At 54.5% G+C, this 18,743-nt stretch carries 13 protein-coding genes; 4 read left to right on the plus strand and 9 right to left on the minus strand.

All coding sequences use genetic code 11. From position 1 onward, the window contains the following. Positions 1–69: 69 nt before the first annotated feature. From ACR1XY_RS17630 to ACR1XY_RS17665, 8 genes are all read right to left on the minus strand, one after another. The gene (locus tag ACR1XY_RS17630) at positions 70–579 is read right to left on the minus strand and encodes a hypothetical protein (RefSeq protein ID WP_480595146.1); all 510 of its coding nucleotides are present in this window, start codon (positions 577–579) and stop codon (positions 70–72) included. Positions 580–735: 156 nt separating this feature from the next. Further along, the gene (locus ACR1XY_RS17635) at positions 736–1,110 is read right to left on the minus strand and encodes a hypothetical protein (RefSeq protein ID WP_480595149.1); all 375 of its coding nucleotides are present in this window, start codon (positions 1,108–1,110) and stop codon (positions 736–738) included. Then, on the minus strand, positions 1,110–7,577 hold the full coding sequence (locus tag ACR1XY_RS17640; RefSeq protein ID WP_480595154.1) for a two-partner secretion domain-containing protein: 6,468 nt from the start codon (positions 7,575–7,577) through the stop codon (positions 1,110–1,112). The genes ACR1XY_RS17635 and ACR1XY_RS17640 overlap by 1 nt, the downstream gene beginning before the upstream one ends. A 42-nt stretch (positions 7,578–7,619) precedes the next feature. Then, positions 7,620–9,344 (minus strand): ShlB/FhaC/HecB family hemolysin secretion/activation protein, encoded by a 1,725-nt coding sequence (locus tag ACR1XY_RS17645; protein ID WP_480595158.1) that lies wholly within the window; start codon positions 9,342–9,344, stop codon positions 7,620–7,622. Next, the gene (locus ACR1XY_RS17650) at positions 9,344–9,829 is read right to left on the minus strand and encodes an invasion associated locus B family protein (RefSeq protein ID WP_480595163.1); all 486 of its coding nucleotides are present in this window, start codon (positions 9,827–9,829) and stop codon (positions 9,344–9,346) included. Before ACR1XY_RS17650 ends, ACR1XY_RS17645 begins: the two co-directional genes overlap by 1 nt. Positions 9,830–9,861: 32 nt before the next feature. After that, a complete protein-coding gene (locus ACR1XY_RS17655; RefSeq protein ID WP_480595165.1) occupies positions 9,862–10,227 on the minus strand; it encodes a hypothetical protein in 366 nt (121 codons plus the stop codon). Between the two features lie 52 nt (positions 10,228–10,279). Then, positions 10,280–11,092 carry a tetratricopeptide repeat protein gene (locus tag ACR1XY_RS17660; protein ID WP_480595172.1) on the minus strand — a complete coding sequence of 271 codons (813 nt, stop codon included), beginning with the start codon at positions 11,090–11,092 and terminating at the stop codon, positions 10,280–10,282. A 1,300-nt stretch (positions 11,093–12,392) separates the two neighbouring features. After that, positions 12,393–13,040 (minus strand): glycine-rich domain-containing protein, encoded by a 648-nt coding sequence (locus ACR1XY_RS17665; RefSeq protein ID WP_480595175.1) that lies wholly within the window; start codon positions 13,038–13,040, stop codon positions 12,393–12,395. 756 nt (positions 13,041–13,796) lie between these two features. Here ACR1XY_RS17665 and ACR1XY_RS17670 point away from each other — a divergent pair. Then, positions 13,797–14,081 carry an integrase core domain-containing protein gene (locus tag ACR1XY_RS17670; RefSeq protein ID WP_480595181.1) on the plus strand — a complete coding sequence of 95 codons (285 nt, stop codon included), beginning with the start codon at positions 13,797–13,799 and terminating at the stop codon, positions 14,079–14,081. A gap of 41 nt (positions 14,082–14,122) precedes the next feature. On the opposite strand, the gene ACR1XY_RS17675 is transcribed toward ACR1XY_RS17670, so the two are convergent. After that, positions 14,123–14,764 (minus strand): TetR/AcrR family transcriptional regulator, encoded by a 642-nt coding sequence (locus tag ACR1XY_RS17675; protein ID WP_480595183.1) that lies wholly within the window; start codon positions 14,762–14,764, stop codon positions 14,123–14,125. A gap of 155 nt (positions 14,765–14,919) precedes the next feature. Between ACR1XY_RS17675 and ACR1XY_RS17680 the strand changes: the two genes are divergently transcribed. The 3 genes from ACR1XY_RS17680 to ACR1XY_RS17690 all read left to right on the plus strand — a co-directional run bounded on the left by ACR1XY_RS17680 (position 14,920) and on the right by ACR1XY_RS17690 (position 18,727). Then, positions 14,920–16,332: an aminotransferase gene (locus ACR1XY_RS17680; protein ID WP_480595185.1), complete on the plus strand. Its 1,413-nt coding sequence runs from the start codon at positions 14,920–14,922 to the stop codon at positions 16,330–16,332. 46 nt (positions 16,333–16,378) lie between these two features. Beyond that, positions 16,379–17,470, plus strand: a complete 1,092-nt coding sequence (locus tag ACR1XY_RS17685) for an extracellular solute-binding protein (protein WP_480595191.1) — start codon at positions 16,379–16,381, stop codon at positions 17,468–17,470. A 93-nt stretch (positions 17,471–17,563) separates the two neighbouring features. Further along, positions 17,564–18,727 (plus strand): ABC transporter ATP-binding protein, encoded by a 1,164-nt coding sequence (locus ACR1XY_RS17690; protein ID WP_480595195.1) that lies wholly within the window; start codon positions 17,564–17,566, stop codon positions 18,725–18,727. Positions 18,728–18,743 lie beyond the last annotated feature (16 nt).

Consider the following 18,743-nt stretch of genomic DNA (forward strand, 5'->3'; position numbering starts at 1 on the left):
GTAAGCCAGAAAAGATCAGACATGTTCACCGCTCGTTTTCGAACCGTGAATCACGCCGCTATACGGAAATCAATGGGTCCTGAGCCTAAGCAGTCTATAGTCAGTGTTCTCATCGGCACTAATTAGATACTGCCATTTCGCAAGATGATCTACATCATCACCCATTCCTGCACTTATATAGTGGATGCCTGATGAGGGAATATCAGGTAATAGGGTTCGAAATTTCTTGGATAATTGTTCATCCCTGCCATCCACGTCCAAGTATACCGAGCATTCATCGCCCCTGGAAATAGTCACAGATTTAACAAAACTGCCAGAGTTGAGAGGTGTCCAAGTTCTGTCCTTTCGATCATCAAATGATGCTCCAAATTTTTCGGAAGCGTAGTCTTTAGATCGTCTGAAGTCGGGAAGCCCATCCAGGCAGATTTCTTTGAACATGTTGAATGCTTGTTGGAAACTTGCGCGCGCTTTCCCATTTTGCAGTTTCGAACCTTCCTCGCCATCAGAGGCTGACGCCGTCAGAAACGTTCCAAGGCTTGCTAAAATGATCAGTATGTAACATTTGCCGGTGATCGACACAGTTCGCACCTTTCATGAAAAAGAAAAAACTCAGCCCCGGATGTGGGCTGTTTAGGTGAATCTTATTGAATGAGAAATTTGAGTTTTGTCGTCATTGAAAGGATTGCCAGCAAGGATACTTTCGGTTTCAACCTTTAGGAGGCTACACTGAGCATTCTAAATCCACTTTAGAATTGCTTCGTTGCCTTCATAAAACTTGGTAACCGCGGTGTTGGCCTGATCAACACTGCAAACAATTTCCGCAGGATATTCGCCATATTGGCCACCGGCACAAATTTCAATCAGATCGTCCTTTGCCTCGGCATCGCTAGCAAGCGTCAAATTCTGTCCACCGCCCGTAAAGGTGACAATACAATGCTGTCCTCCTCCACCAACCATTAGTGTACTGCCGTCGGCGCGCTCAAAATAGGCAAGGGTGTGAACAGCACCATCCAACATACCAACGATGTTTGTTGCTTCGGATACCTGCGTAACTTCATAGGTTTGCTCAACGTTTTTTACACCTTGGCGTTTATCTAAGATCGCTTTCATTATCTTGGCCTGATTACTAACGGGCCCTCCGGCCCAATGACTGTAAGCTGGTTTAGGCCAAGTTGTTCAACCATTGACCTAATCCCACCATTTTGGTTGCATGCTGTACAGGGTGTACGGTCCACATATAGTGTTAAATCTTGACCACGTACATCAATCCCGCGTTGTTGAATTTGGTTCAGTGCATCGATTTCAGCATGGGTACGTGAAATCGCATTTACACCTGCCACAGGCTGTCCGTGCCCGTTGATGCCGTAAATCTGTTGGCCGTTCACTTCCACCATCGCCAATGTGCTTCGATCTGATGTCGAGCCTGCCGGCGGCAATCCAAGTTCATCCCTAAACTGCGCAAGGTCCTCAAACCCAGTTCGATTAACGACATTGGGTACAAACTGGTTTCCGTCGTCGAGATACCCAATGGCTCCATCAATATTTGTGACCAAAAAGCGTCCGGTGTCATCGACGGTCTGAGACACGGGTTTGAAGATGTTGCCGACATCGTCGAACACCGCGATGATTTGATCGCCGTGTTGCATTACTAAACGACCGCCTGTCGCAGCTGTCGCACCACCCACAGCAAAGAAGGTTTGACCCGCAGTGGCACCACTTAAACCCAGCCCTGCTTCACCGACGGCAGCGGTCAGATTGGTGAAGCAGAGAGGATTGGACGAGCAAGCTGCAAGTGCCGCAACAACCTCTGGCCCTGCAATAATTGCAGCTCCAACCAGCGCTGGGGCCGCGCCTGCGATCATCAGTGCCGTTGCGCCGTTTTCAAACTCCTCTTGTCTGTGTTTGGAAAACGATCTCAGGCAATCCGTTCCGACAGAGCAATTTGCTGCCGCAAACTCGTGATAGTCACCCAACAAGGTGCCATCAAAGTTACCCTTGTTGAAGGAAATGACGTAGCCTTGATAAAGGCCCTGATCATCCAGGCCGAGCAGACCTTCGACAAGTGCGTTGTCTCTTACATCCAGACCCGCGTCCGACAGTGCTTCTTCAAACCTATTGAAGGTATCCGCATAAACCGACTTCAAGTCCCTCAAATCGTCGAGAATACCTTGGACGCAGGCAATGTCGCTGCTGCTGATACAGCTGTTCAGCTCCAGGTTCTGAGCCATTGATGTGGCAGTGTATTCCAGCAAATGCTCTTCCACACAGGAAGTATCACCTTCACAGCTCTCTATGTTCGCAGTGAGTTCGGCCCATTGATCATGGGATAGGTAGTTGTTTTCGAGGCCACTTCTGGCAACGCTCGAAGCCACCACAACGTTGTCTGCTTCACCACCTGAGAAGGCAAACCCCGCCAACGCACCAATGACTTCAGAGTTTGCAAGCGCCTGCGCCCTCTCCTCCGGAGGCAAGTCTCCGAGCGTTCCTGCGTAAACACTCTGTGCGATTCCGCCTGCTGCACCAGCGGCGCAATCGGCGTCAGACGCCTCGGCAGCAGCGCAGCCTGCAAGGGCGTGGAGCAGTACATGCCCAGCCGAACCTTCCCAATTTTCGATGCCACTACCCAAATCACCGATCTCGAATTGAGCATCTGCCAGCGTCAGATTGGTGACTGTCTGTACAAGGCTTGCAGAGAACCCCTCAGCGAAGTCCGTCCCGTAGACGGCTGAACTCAGACCGGAGGAAATTGAGCCGTCCAACGCCCCTTCCAGAATGCCGGCCACCGTGAGTTGTGGACCTTTCGGATTACCAAGACCATTGATCAGCGCATCATTCAGGGGGCTGTTTTCGGGGATATTCAGGTTGATGCCTGATGTGAGTCCTGCTGATGCACCTGAGAACGCAGCTGCTTCCAAAATCGCGCCCAGGTCGAGATCTCCGGCTACGACACCATCCAACGTTTCGACGAGCGCTGTTGAAGTGAACGCATTGGCTCCATTGGAGACAGCTACCGAGGTCAGGTTTGGCAGCAACTCACCGACTAGCTGAGGCGCGACATATGCCGCCACCACAATTGACACCAGCGCCTTAAACGCAGGCGAGAGCTGCGTTTTCTCTTCATAGAAGTACTCATCTGCCAGTTCCTGGCTGATCAGTTCCAGCCCGTCTATGGCCAGAAGTTCCTCAGGATAGAGATCTTGCGGGTTCGGCGCATCAACACCTGCGGTTTGGTATACCACCAACTCAGCATCGCCACCGATGTCGAAATTCATGCCTTGTCCGGCAAGCAATTCGGTCAACACGGCCGTTTCCGAAAAGCTGGTCTCGGTGATCGTGGTCATGGTGACCAGACCCATGTCGGTCTCGAAAAACTCGGAGCGGTGACTGTCGATGGCGGCTTGAACCGAGAAATCACCACCTGTTGTGATGTTCAGGTTCTGACCAGCAGACAGCGTTGCGCCGACAAGCGTTGTGTCAGTGCCGGACACGATGCTTAGATCCAGGGCCGCCAACGCATCTGTGCCGGTGTTGATGTGATCGACCGTATGCAGTTGGCTGGATTTGCTCAGCAGCCCACCAAGGTAGCTCTTTTCTTTGACATGCGTCTCTTCGAACACGTCGGTGTAGGTGCCAACGAGGATATTGCCCTCAGTCGCAGTGAGGTTGATATCACCTGTGACGCTGGCAAGTTCTGTCCCAGCCGTGGTCAGGTCACCTGTCTCAGCGATAACATCTATGTCACTGCCAGCGGTGATCCCGACACCTCGATTGGTGACGGCAAGTGTGGATCGCGTTTCCTTCTTCTTCGACAAGAACCCGCTGCTGGTTTTGCGGGTTTCTGACTGGTAGATGTCTTGCGCAGCCGCAAGAACCACATCGCCAGCCGCTGCCAGATGTGCCTTTCCGCCCGCATCAATCTGCGTGCCGACCAGGACCGCATCACCACCCGCGTTGGCGATAAAGTCCCCACCTGTGGACAGTTGCGTAACCTGGGCGGTCAGGGTCAGGTGATCCGTGCCGTTTTTCGCATCGCCTTCGCTGTATTGAACACCAGACTGCTCGGCGAGCAGGTAAAGACTGCCACCTGCCGTCAGACGCGTGTCCCCTGTGACCTGAGCCTGAACACCGGCTAACGTCATGTCAGCAGAGGAGATGATCGACAGGTCACCACCCACGTCAAAGCGCGAGGCAAGATTCTCGGTGATCTTGGTGACGCTTGTATTGGTGTAATATTCTTCTGTCTGCGCCAGACCTTCGATAGTAACATTGCCAGCAGCAAATATTGAGGTGTCAGAGCTCGATCTGATCACCAGCGCCTTGCCTGAGAAATTCCCACCCGTGATGATGTCAACCAGATCACCACCAAGTTCGGTGTCCTCGAATGTAATGTTCCCGAAGGATGTCAGGGACAATGAGCCATTCTCAGAAATCAGCGACCCACCCGAACCGGTAATCCGGCCAGCAACGATTGTCAGATCACCAGTTTCTGAAGTGTTGGCTTTGTCCAGGGAAGCGAGCAAGCCTGTATCTGACAAGCCGAACCGGTCACCAAAGCCGTTGAAGCCCGTCCCCGGACCCTGAACTGCGTCCCCGCCTTCATAGGAGGTTCCGTCGCTCGGATATCCATTCCATTCAGCGGGTCGATTGATGTTCTGGAACAGCTCATCCTGGATTTGCAGGCGATCCAGAAAATAGTCGGAAGAGATGAAGACTTCGTAGGAAACCGGGGTTGTCCCGAAGTTTGTCCGACCCACTCCAGTCAAGGTATCCAGGCTGGCCAGTTCCTGAAGCTCTGGTTGAACCGGTGTCAGAGACGCACCGGGGACAACGAGGTCAGGCAATGGCGCGCTTGTCACGGCTGAACTATCGCGCGGCGCAACAACGTTCGAGGTTCCGGATCTGATATCGCCATTCGCCACAACTGATGTGCTGCTGATGTTGACAGCGCCGCCCGCCAGGATTTGGCCTATCTCCGACGTAGCTCCGTTGGAAGTCTCACGCGAGACTGGCGAATAGGTCACTCTTTCTGTGCGTGTGGTGAAGGCCGCGTCACTTCCGCCGCTACCCTCGTTGATCTCGATGGTCAGGTTTCTCGTGTATGTCGCAGTGTGCGTGACCCGGGTGTCCTGATACCCATTGTTAGCAAAACTCGAGCTTTGAACGTCGATGCCGCCTTCAGCAGAGATCAAACCAGCGTCGTTGCGCACAGTATCTGCCTGAATTGCAATGCCTGCGCCCGACAGAATTTCCGGCTTAGCCCCGGAAGCCGCAACAGACGTGCCTGTGCTCCATGTAACACCGCCCCGGTTCGAGAACACGCCGTCAAAGCTATAAATGGTTGCGCAGCTGCTCGCTCTGTCCGCACCGCCATTCGACCGGCTGCTGGTGAAACAGCTTTCTAGTTCGAGATCAGCTGGATTGGTTGAAACCCTTCGGCTGGCTGTCTTATTGTCAGGATTTCCCGCGAATATCTCCACGCCCGACGGTGAGGGTTCAGTCACTATGCTGTCGAAACGGTTGTCAAAAGTCTCTGCTTCGATAGCGAGGCCACCGTCCGCTTCGATGCGTCCAGATTGGTTGAGGACAGTGCCATCACGGGCCACAAGCTGCATTGTGTCACCGGACTTCAGAAGACCACCGCGGTTTTTCAGATCCGAACCGCTGCGCAGCTGAAGGTCACCGCTGGCTTTGATCGTGCCGCGGTTTTCCAGATCACCGCCAAGATCGAGCAGGAGATCTCCATCAAACAACACCTGTTCTGATGCGCCGACAGACAACCCACCTGAGTCCAAGGTGACGGCAAGCCCATCACCTGCGCGCAGCTGGTTGAAATGAGATGCATTGAGCCCGCCGTTCAATGAACCCGACTGAAACTCCAACACGGATTGACCCACCGCCAGTGCATCTGCACCTAAGCTGGTTTGTCCAGACACCGCTACATTGGTGTTCCGCGCATTGATCTGCCCCTGAAGGTCGAGATCCCCCGCTGTCACCGACAGATTTGCCTGCTGCCCTGCGACCAGATCACCATCGATGATCACCTGATCCTGAGCTGTCACCGACAGGCTTTCGACGGCAGCGATCTGGGATTCGTCGCTTGTCCGGATCTCGTCACTGGCTACGGTGACAGATTGCCCCCGTGACGATCCTGTGTGAACAACCGACCCGTCTGTCGCCTGAATGGTCAGCTCTTCAAGCGCCTGCGCCTGACCGTCAATCCGGGCGTCACCTCCGGTGAGAGCCACAGACTCCGAAATCAGTTCAGAATCCGCACCTGTTACAAGCTCAGTTCCGGCCGTCAGCGAAGCCGCTTCCAGGGCAGCGGCTTTGCCGTCGAACGTCAGCTGTGTCAGCGCATTCACATCAATGGACTGAGCGAAGACTTCGGAGTTGCCGTCCAGCCCCACAGAGCTTCCAGTTGATGCAGCCGCAAACGCGTTGCGCGCCACAATCGCGCCGGAAATGTTCAGCATCCCCGCGCTTTCCAGACGGATTGCACCGCCCGCTGCCTGACCGTTGAAGGTCAGGTCGCCATTGCTGGTTCTGATGTCGATCAAATCTCCGCTCTCGGAGGTGATCGCACCTTCCAGAAGGATCGGACCCTGGTTGCGGACCTGGACGCGCCCACCCGCACGGATCTGCGGTGTATGACCACCAGCAGGAGCGCCCAGCGTAAGCTGCCCATCAGCCCGCAGCGCAATGTTGGTTGAGGACGCCATATCCCCATTCAGACGCACGCCCACGCCGTTTTCGGTGGCAATCAAACGGATTGCGTTGGCATACATGCCACCAAGAGCGGCGACGTCCACAGCCAATGCGGGGGCAGCCCCTTCACCGGCCTGCTCGGTGATCCCGGTCACCGCGCCCGTTTCCGGATCGTAAGACCAGTTATAGTCCACCTGGTTGGCACCGGCGACGACATTGAGCTGATCCGCGCGCATCTTGCCGTAGATCGCTGCGGCACGGGCGATCACATCGACGCGGCTGGTGTCGGTCAGAGCAATCCTGTTCTCCGGGTTCAGACCTCCGGTGCCGATTGTGACCGTACCCCGGCGTACATCGAACCCGGTGAGCGCACCGTTGCCGGCAAATTGCGGCTTACCGGTCGTTAGGGTCGCACGGCCAGTGTTAATGAAGCCGCAGCCGTTGCAGGTGATGCCAAACTCGTTGGCGACCACCACGTCCATGCGCTTTCCGGCCACTTCCAGAATGCCGTTCAGCTGAGTCTGATTGCCCCCGACGACCTCACCGATCCAAAGATCGGCCTCTCGTCCAGGCCTCAGATTGCCGTTGCCATCAATCACGCCACCGAGCTGCGTGTTGGTGATCGTGGCCGAGTTGTTCAGGATCAGATCGTCGGCCTGAAAGTCGGTGTAGACATCGTGACTGACGCCCGCGCCATTTGGGGTCGAGATGTTGATGACCGTTGTGCCGTTTAGCGACTGGTCGACATGTGGGCGCGGACCTGTGTTCGGGCCGACAGGCTGGATGTTCTGCGCATGAAGCAAAGCAGGTTGTATCGTCAACGCAAGCGTCAGGACCGAAGAAACAACTTTCTCAAAAACACGACTACGCATGGTTACGGCTTCCCAAATTACTTTGCTCAACAAAACGCTTCATCAGAACTGCAACCTCAGACTGACATACCCAACGGTCTTGTCGGATTCGAAGGCTGGATTGGTGTTGGGTGGGGACTCGTCAGGTCGGCTTAACGCGTGCGCCACCTGCATCTGCAAGGTAACCTGATTGTTCATGATGATGTCTGCGCCAAGGCTGATACCTGCCAGATGATCCTGAGACCAGCGGAGCAGGGCCGACGGTTTGACATACCCGAAGTCGAGGCCCGCATTCATGCGCACTTCAAACCTGGGCGCCTTATAGGCTCCCCATTCGACGGTGTTACGCAAATAGATCCCGGTGTCGCCATAGAGGCTGTTGTCGTGAAAGCCCCGAACGGTGCTCCAGCCACCAATGCCGAACTGTTCAATACCCGGCAGGATATCATCCGAGTATTGCCCGGCCAGAGTACCCCGATAGGTAAGCCCGCTTTTCCCTAGCGGAGCAGAGAAATCAGCGCGGAGTTTCACAAGACGGAATTCCTGATCGATGACGCTGAGTTCAGGAATGTCTGCCCCTAGCGCATCAAGCCCGGCTTTCACGCCTATGTTCCAGAACAGCCGACCCTGCCCGATGGTACTTTCGCCCCGAAGGCCAAGCGAGGCAACTGTGAGGCGCTGGCGCTGACTGGTGATCTCGATATCGTTGATCGAGGTTTTGGTTCTGTTCAGCTTCAGATCACCGTAGGCATAGACCTTCGATGTCTGGTTCCGCATCAACAGTCGCTCAGTCAGCAGGATCAGATATTGGCTGCGTCCTTCTGTGACAAAGGACTGGTTGATGCCTTGGGTGATGAAGCGATAGTCGCTCGTTCCAAAATCCGCATTGAACAACCAGTTGCCCACCGGCAAGCCCCAGTTGACAGAAACAGAATCCGAATAGCGTTCACCACGTTCTTCAAATGGAGTGGTGGTGATTCCGATCCGCAGCTGGTCATTGAGGTTTAACCCGTTATCGAGTCCAAATGTGCTGGTGCCTTTGATCCGGCCGGTGGACTCATAACCGGAATTGTCGAATTGGAAATCCAAGTACCATGGGCGTCGGTCTTGCACGTCAACCTGAATGAAGGACCCGCCAGGTGTTTCTCCGGGCACGAGCTGGAACTGGCCGCTGGCCGACCGGGGTGCGTTGATATTCTCTAACCCCTGTTCCAGATCGCGCAGGTTCAGAAGGTCACCACGTGCAGTCGGAAAGGCCGTATTCAGACGCGCATCCGCTGGCTGGCCGGTTCCATAGACATAGCCTTCTATGCGGCCCGGCACGATGGTGATCGCCAGAGACCCGTCTGCAATGTCCTGTTCCGGCACGTAAGCGCGGGTCGTGATGAACCCCAACTCCTGATAGAATGTGTTGATCAGGTTCAATGTCTGCGCGATGTCGGCTGCTGTCGCACAGGTGCCGATCAGATCGCGATAGCCTTCGGGTTCTCGTTTGAAGGCCTCAAAACCTTTGAGATCAATACTGCGGATCTCAAAGCAAGGGCCACCCGGGGGAGGAACATAGAGCTCCTCTCCAGTGGCTCGGTCCTGTACCACATCCTCACGTTCTTCGAATTCCCGGCGGCGTTGTTCCTGTTCTTCCGTTTGCTGGGTTTGCTGCTGAAGAATTTCGTTGCCGATGCGCTGCAAATCACCGGGTGAGACGCCTTGCGCTGAAACGGCTGCTGCCGTCAGCAGAAGCGCGTTGAGACCGAGTACTGAGGTCAGGAAGAGGGATCGCAAACCCATCAGTTGTCCCCCGCCGTTCTGAATTGATTGTAAGCGGCGGTGAACCCGCGCAGAGAAACCGGGAAATCAACCGCCTTGTCGCGAGCGGTCCAAACTCGGGCTTTGACTTCCAGCCCCCTCCGGAATGCCGCCAGGACATCTCCGTCCATCCGAAACCCCGCGTGGCAGCCAAGCTGATCGCAAACCTCATACAAGACTTTGAAGGGACGGCGTTTGTCCACGTGCAACTCGATGCCCGGAGCCAGATAGACACCAACAGGAACCGTTATGACTGCATAGCTTTGGCCCGTGTCTTCATCGTCAGAAACGCTAAGCAGAAAGACTGGCGGGCCATTCTCTTCGGCGGCAACGCTCTGCATCATATGGCAGGCGACATCCTCTTCCACCGGCTGGCACAATACCCGCCAGTCCGAAAACACCTCTTCCGCAGACTGGGGCTCAATCACTTGTGCCAAGGCCGTCGACTGGAAGAGGGCGAGACCCATACTCACGGCCAGCCGGTATAGAGATCCGCTCCTCATGCGCATTCAAACCTGTAGGTTATGCGAACATGCGGCGTGTTTACGGGAAAGCTCGCAGTCTGGACCAATTGCCCGGCAGCAGCATTCCATGTCTTTTGTGTGTATGTCGTTTGTTTGTCGAAAGGGGCCGACACTGAGCGGGACATGATGGTCGCGGGTCCCGCACAAATCTCGTTGAATGCGTTCTGGCTGAACTTATCCTGCTGATCGGCATGGTTTGCGCGCACTTCTATGGAGGCCGTAAAGCCGCCATTGCTCGACGGAGAGACGCTATAGATTTCTTTCAGGCGCTCAGGCGATGCACCTGAACACCCGCTCAGGAGACACAGAACAGCAACCGTGAGAAAAAGCAGATTTTTCATAACAGATGAACCAATCTGAACCAACAAAAACTCGAAGACCTGAAAACGGGGACTACTGCGAAGCCTGATGCAGTGGAGTTGCTTCCCATTCGCGGGCAAAGCTCTGTGCTGCCTCCAGATCATCACGGTTCAGTTGTGTGTTCAGAGTGTCTCGCAGGGTGCGAGCTTCTTCCATGCCCCGCGCGGACGCCAAATTGGCATAGCCATGCGCTTTGATAAGATCCTTATCCACGCCGTTGCCTGACTGATAGGCTTTGGCCAACTCAAAGAGCCCCAGAGGATTGCCAGCTCCCCCGGTGCGCGAGAAAATCTCAAAAGCGGTCTCATAATTCTGCGTTACACCTGCGCCATCGCGGTAGGCCTGACCCAGGTAGTTGATGGCTGCTACGTGGTTCTGCTCTGCGGCTTGCTGCCAGAATGCCACTGCGCTTGCCGCATCCTGATCTACGCCCTGTCCATCCGCGAATAGTAAGCCGCAATTGAATGCGCTGTTGGCATCGCCGGACTCTGCCGCCGCACAAATCAACTCCGCAGCGCGCTGATAATCCTGCAAGATCAATTCGCCATTCAAGTACATCAAACCGAGCCGGTTCTGCGCTAACGCACTGCCCTGATCAGCTGCCGCGCTATAGAGCTCGACAGCGCGGCGCATGTCGCGCTCAGTTCCCAGACCCATCTCAAACAGGCGCCCGATGAAGAACGCACCATCTGCATCACCATCGTCAAAACCAGCCTGAAACTCCTCGACTGCGCCCGAAACATTACCAGCTTCAAGGGCAGCAATGCCCGCAGGAACGTCGGCATATGCGGCACACGCGATAGATGCAAAAACTGCTCCGCCAAAAGCGGTTCTCAAAATACCCATTCCGTAACCTTTTGTTTATTTTATTAGCTTCTCGCTAACAAAGCTCACAGCACACGTTAAGGGGGAAAATCATTTCGAACTTCACTAAAAAGTTATGCGCCTTTGGTCTGTGACCGCAATGTGGCAATTCGCGTCGATTGGAGAGGTGCATGGCCTGTTTGGCGCCACATTTGTATCCATGAAAACAAAATGTCTGAGCTTTTTAACTTTACCGAACTGACCCGGGAGACAGGCGATCCAGCTTCAGAGCTGCTAAACGACGAATCGGTTTACGAAAAAGTTACTTCGCAAGTGTGATGCGGTTATCGACAAGCAAAAATACAGTAGAATGTCGCGCTCGAGTTTCCAACGGGACAAAAACGCCTGCTGGATGGCTACAACGCATGTCGCTCGGAGAATGACTTGGCTGGAAGAGATAGTTTTTTATGAAGAAAACGTCAATTCTTGGGACCATCCTGCCAGCTCTCAAAATTCGTCCCACATCTCTTCCAAGTATGCTTTTACGTCAAAATCAGGATCGACCTCTCCGATCTCGTCCGCACGCTGCATAATGTACTTTAACCATCAGTAACTTGATGACTGATGGGTTCCTTAGTCCTGCGCTCACCAAAGGCAGATCTTCTCAGAGATGGAAAGTCGTCGAAGCGGCTTCGGTCTTCGAATTCGAAAAGGAGTACATTTCGGCAAAAGCGTTGGCCGCTGACCTTCAAAGAGACCCATCAAATATGTGTATAGAGCTTTATAAGCAGGGTGTTGAGCCATTGGCGATTAATGGGAACAACCGGATAGTATTCCGTCGACGCGACCTACACTAAACTCACCTCTATCTTTTGCAAGCCGGCGCACCGCCGGCTTTTTTTCTTTGCCGTCGGAAGGAAAAACTATGCTGCCAAAAAGGAAGGTCCGATGAAGTAATTGGCATAGTCACATTTGATTTTATTGAGTTTTTTATTCGCAAAAAGGTAAACCTTTAAGGGGCGATCCAACTGAAAAATTCTCCATAGTTCTTCCATTAACTCGCGTGTTTCTTCCATTTTCTGGCCAACGCGACATTTCACACCCAGTACGTGATCCATCTCTGCATATATTCCGTTCGGGAGTATCGACCGGTTTGAAGCGGTTTATTGTAGTTTAGAAATGCGAGAATTATTTTCGATCTTGCGCCAGATGCGCAGCGTATCGGCAAGAAGCCGCACGGATACGATCGCGATTTTGGGTCAAACCGATCAAGGGCCAATTTGACGTTCTATAACCGTGATACAGCCCAGAGCAAACGTAACCAGAATGAAAGACTAGCGGCTCAATCGCCGCAACCACCGCCATCACCCGAACCACAGTCACCTGCATCATCGTCGGCAAACGGGTCGCCACTTTCAAAAATCAGCGTCATCTCACTTGTGGAGGTCAGTCCATTGAGGGTGAACACAAAACAGACGAGCGGTATGCTCAACCAAAGCGCTCCAAATAATAGATTGCCACTTTGGACGATAGAATTGCCGCCGACGCAAATGAACACCGCCAAGAAGATCAGCAACACGAAAGTTCCAAACCTGTCTTTTTGCTTCCAAATCCCTTTTGGGGGTGTTCCAAACAGGGCCGAATAGGCTTTGACTGTGGCTTTGTAGTCATCCAGATGTTGCGGGCCCGGACTGCCGGGATTGTGGTGCACGGGTTTGCCAAGCTTCTTGCAAAAGACATCCCAATAGTCGCGGCTGTGCTGCATATGCAAATGCCACACCAAATCAACCGCTTTCGAGGGAACATTGCGCTCTGGTCGCGTAGCACAAAGATACATGAATTTTTGATACTCGGCGATCGCTACATTGGCGGTATCGCGAGAGATGCAGTTTTCGGTCATCAGCTGTTCATTGAACGGCGTGCCCGCGGCATCATCAGGCATTTTGTGTTTCTTAATCAGCTCCCATAGCTGAGTATTGAGAGAGGTCATCGGAGCCTCCTATGTTTTCTCTTTTTTCAGTTTTTGACTAGCGCACAAATATGACAAGTATGTGACACCTTCCGGAATCTGCTTGCAGCAAGAATGCCGGAGACGAATTCGCAGCAAAACTGGCCTCGCTATTGCGCTAAGCAACATCGCATCGAAGCCAGCAGCCAAGGGCCGCATCTTGAATATCTTATGAGACAGGGCGCGCTGGTTTCCAACGGACGATACATGTTCCTGACCGACGACAGCGGTGTCGGATATGCACACAACGAACCATCGACGACATGTTATCGCGTGCCCCCCCTCAACGACCTTATGGTTCGCGTCATTCAAAGCGAGCTTAAAGGGCATCGCATCGAAGCATCGAGCCGGGACGTGATCCGCGAAGTTGGAAGCTATAAGAATGGAGTCTGTCCGAACTAGAAACATCAAAACAGGAACGGATTCTACATCCAAACGGCCTCGATCAAGGGGCTGGGTCACGCTTCTTGATATGTCTGGCGGGTTGCCAATTAAGACTTCACTCCTGTTTGGATACCGATGGTAACCAAAGCGTTGGTCATTATCGGCCCACTCCGGAAGTTCGTCATGCTAGTGTTATGCTGCAGTTGCAGCCCGCATTCCGGACATTCGTTGCGCTTCAAAAATCTAGATCGGCTGCAATTCAAGTTTCGCGGACCAACCGGCCATTCAATTTGTGATTCTGAGTGGTGAGTTCTGGCTTTTCGGTAACAACAAAGTCTGGACCCCACCCGTGCTGTGAGATGTCCCACCACTGCGGTAGGGGGCGCATTCGGGTCGCATTTTGTTTCTGTAGGCGTCAAGCCGAACCGCATCTATCCGGGGTCACCTAGGGAGAATGGTTACAACGAGCGGTTCAATGGCACGCTCCGCCCGGAAGTTCTCAATGCCGAATGGTTCACCACAACCGAACGGGCCCAGAACATCATCAATCACTGGCACAAGCAGTACTATCATGCCCGCCCTCACCAGGTGCTCAACATGAGACCACCAGCTCCGGAAACCGTATTAGAGAAACGATAAATCAGTGACCTAGGAACAGGGGCTGGACACAGTGTTAACGCTCAGAAGTAACCTGGGAAGAAAGCACGAGCGGTAGTTTGGCAGATATCCACCGCATTTTCCCTGCTGAACTCATCGGGGTGGGCGTGAAAATCGGTCCACAACCCTTCCAGCAAAGACATGATTGCCATAGCTACTTTTTCGGGATCACCTTGAGTTCCGCAAGCCTCGCAGAGCACCTTGCAGCAGCCGCGTACATGATCATGCAGATCAGTTCCACGGGTCTCGATGTAACCTGATCCAACTGCCTGGAGATCAGGTTCAGCGCGGAAGGCGAAGGTCAGTCGTACGCTGCGCTTGTTCAGCACTGCTTCTGAAAAATCCGTCTCGAATAACGCTTGCAGACGGGCAGCGGCATCTTCCGGGATACACACTTCTTGTGGTGCCTGGCTGGTAAAGCCCTGCCAGGCCGCATTGTATTCCCGCGTCATGTGTATCGCGAGTTCGCGAATCAGATTGTCCTTTGACTGGAAGTGCAGGTTAATCATACCGCGGGAGAGACCGGATTCCTCCTGGATTCGGCTGATTGTCGCGCCGCTCACCCCATGGCGAAGGATCACGTTGGCAGCAGCTTCCAGCAACACTTCACGGTGCAAATCTTTGTCCACCTTCCGCTTTTTTCTTGTATCTCCAATACTTGTCATTTGCCTGCCCTTTTCTTCTCCCGGCCGGGTTAGCGCCTTTAGGACACCTTGCCCAATATCGAAATATATTTCCATCGACAATGAACGTACATTCATTTACATCTAATGAATGTACGTTCATTCATGACAGCAATAACTCCGGACAGAGGACCGTGATGACCAAACTTGGAAACGACTTCGAAGACTTCAAAACCTGGGACAAGGAAAATTACTTCCATCCGTGGGAAGGACTGGAAGTCCAAGGCGCCGGAAAAGCCGACAGGACGTTCAGCGAATATGCCGAAGGCATCTATGTATACGACGAGCATGGCAACAAGGTGATCGACGGCCCCGGCGGCATGTGGTGCATGCAGCTCGGCTACGGCAACACTGAAATTGCCGATGCAATGGCGGCGCAAGCCCGCAAGATGGCCTATTGTTCGCCCTTCAGCGAGGCAACATCGGTGAGCGCAGAATTCGCCCACGCCATTGCCCAGCTTGCACCGGGCGACCTCAACCGGGTCTATTTCACAACCGGCGGCTCAACGGCAGTAGACACCGCTATCCGCTTTGTCCACTTCCGCAATAATCTGCTGGGCAAGCCGTCCAAGAAGCGCATCATCACCCGGGCGCATGCCTATCACGGCGGCACCTACCTGACCGCCTCGCTCAGCGGCAAACCGAGCGAACGCCAGTGGTTCGACACCGACCAGTCCATCCCGCATTTCCTGCCTGACGTGAATGCCTTCCGCCGCCCCGCGGGCATGAGCATCGAAGACTTCCTCGAAGAAAAGGTGGCGGATCTGGAAAACGCAATTCTGGACCTGGGCGCGGATAACGTTGCCGCCTTCATCGCCGAACCGGTGTTGGGCTCCGGTGGCGTGATCGTACCGCCCACAGGCTACCACAAACGCTGCCTGGAGGTATGCCGCAAACATGACGTCCTTTACATTTCAGACGAGGTCGTCACCGGCTTTGGCAGACTTGGCTACTGGTTCGCTTCCGAGGAACTCTTCGGTGTCACTCCGGATATTATCACCTGCGCCAAAGGTTTGACTTCGGGCTATGCACCGATGGGGGCCGCGATCTTTTCCGACCGTCTGTTCAAGGACATCGAGGGTGATATCTCCAGGGACGTCTATTTCACCAGTGGTTACACTTATTCCGGACACCCGGTTTGTGCCGCCGCCGGTCTCAAAAACATTGAGATTTTTGAGCGCGACGGCATTCTGGAGCACGTCCGCAACGTGACCCCGCATTTCCAGAAGCGCCTGAGTCAAATGTTGGAGCTACCTCTGATTGTGGATGTGCGTGGAATGGGGTTGGTGGGCTGCATTGAATGCTCGCTGACCCGCGACGGCCAAGCCAGTACCGAGATTGATGCGAGCATTGGTGCCGTCATTGACGCTCGCTGCCAGGAACTGGGTCTGATGGTCCGCCCCTATGGCAACATGGCGATTTTCTCACCTCCACTGGTGATCACCGAGGCACAGATCGACGACATGTTCGACATGCTTACCGAAGGCGTCGAGCACGCTACTCAGGAATTGCTGGGTCAGGGGCTCGAACTGGAACAGGAGCGGGCCTGAGGTCCGCAACCCAAGAAAAAACGTAACCCCATCACGGGAGGAAACCATGAATACCAAGCTGACAACCAGCCTTATGGCCGGGGCCGCGATTATCTGGGGCATCGCCGCTGCGGCAGAGGGCGAACTGGTGATCTATAACTGGAGCGACTATCTCGACCCTGCGATCATCGAAGCCTTTGAAGCGGAAACCGGAATCGACGTCACTTATGACACCTATGATTCCAACGCGATGCTGGAAACCAAAGTGCTGGCGGGAAGTTCCGGGTATGACATCATAGTACCCTCCTCCACTGGCACCGCCCGGCTAATCTCGGCTGGAGTTTTACAGAAGATCGACAAATCCAAGATTCCGAACCTGGAACATGTCTGGCCCAAGATCGCCGGACTGATCGAAATCTTCGATCCTGGCAACGAATACCTGGTACCTTACAACTGGTGGACCTTCGGCATTGCATATAACACCGACAAGCTGGCGGAGCGTCTGGGCGAAGACCATCCCAAATCCTGGGATCTACTGTTTGATCCCGAGATTTCCGGCAAGCTGACTGACTGCAGCGTGATGATCGCTGATTCCCCAATCGATGTGATTGGTGCGGCGTTGATCGACATGGGCTATGACCCGAATACCAGCGACAAGGACCAGATTGCGGCAGCCGGAGCGCATATCGGCGCAATCCGTGACAATATCGCCCAGATTTCGACCGATGGCATGATCGGAGCGCTGTCTGATGGCGACGCCTGCCTCGGCTTGACCTGGAGCGGTGATGCCTACTGGGCTGCGGACGGCGCTAAAGAGGCCAGCAATGGCGTCAACCTGGAATACATCATCCCGGAAGAAGGCACGCTGCTGGATTTTGATGGCCTCGCCATTTTGGCCGATGCCAAAAACGTGGACGAGGCCCACGCCTTCCTGAACTACCTGATGCAGCCCTCGGTGTCGGCCCAGAATGCCAACTTCATCCGCTACGGCAGCGCCAACTTCACCGCCCAGGCTGAGATAGACCCGGAACTGACCAGCAACCCCGCCGTCTATCCGACCGAAGAGACGATGGAGATGCTGAATACCCCTGTGTTGCAGGACCGAAAGACCGAGCGGCTTTACACCCGCACATGGTCGAAAGTCCGTACCGGCGAGTGACCTGACGCACGGCTTTCGGGCCGCGTATCCTTAGCTCTGCCGCGGCACCCGCCCGGCCCGCGGCAGAGACCAGCAACAGAGGAACCTGCAGCAATGAACCTCTTTGACCCGGCCCATGCCGCCGCCCACGCCGAACCTGCCAGTCCGCAGTCACTAGACCGCCCGCCCTTGATCCGCTTCGAGAATGTGACCAAGACCTTTGGCGGCTTCACCGCAATCTCGGATCTGAACTTGGACATTCAGGAACGCGAGTTCTTTTCGCTCCTCGGCCCCTCCGGCTGCGGCAAGACCACGATGATGCGTTTGCTGGCGGGTTTCGAGGACGCAACTTCGGGCCGCATTCTGCTGGATGGGCAGGATCTTACAGGTATCCCGGCAAACCGGCGGCCGATCAATATGATGTTCCAGTCCTACGCGTTGTTTCCACATATGTCGGTGGCCAAGAACATCGGCTTCGGTCTCAAGCAGGAACGCTGGAAGAAGCGCGACATTCTGGACCGTGTGGATGAGATGCTTGCGCTGGTACAGCTCGAAGGGTTCGCAGACCGCAAGCCGCACCAATTGTCTGGCGGACAGATGCAGCGGGTGGCCTTGGCGCGCTCTTTGGCCAAGAAACCCAAAGTGCTGCTGTTGGACGAGCCGCTGGGCGCGCTCGACAAAAAGCTGCGCGAGGAAACACAGTTTCAACTGATGGACGTTCAGGACCGGCTGGGCCTTACCTTCATAATCGTCACTCATGATCAGGAAGAGGCGATGACCGTTTCCTCTCGTATCGCCGTCATGAAGGCAGGCAAGCTCTTGCAGACCGACACGCCCGCGCGGATATATGAACACCCTGCGTCCAGCTATGTCGCTGACTTCATTGGCAATGTGAACCTGTTGGATATCGAGCTGTCGGGCATGGAGGGAGAACTGGCGATAGCCCGTTGGGACGGCGGCACCCAACTGGTAGTCCGCCCACAGCCCGGTGATGTTCTGATGCCCGGTGCTCGCAAGATCTTGGTGCTGCGCCCCGAGAAAATCCACCTCACCAAGGACCAACCGGCAGCGGCGCACAACGTGAACATGGTCGAGGGTACGGTCGAAGAAATTTCCTATACCGGCAGCGCCTCAACCTTTCTGGTTCGGCTTGACGGAGGCCTTCTGATCCGTGCGCAGGAAGCCAACCGGTTGCTGACCTCGCGGCGCGAGATCGACTGGAACGATAGGGTCTGGCTCAGTTGGCGCGCAGGTGCCTGCGTGCTGGTCGACGCGTGAGGGCAGGATCATGAGC

Source organism: Ruegeria sp. AD11(2025) (genome assembly GCF_056542405.1).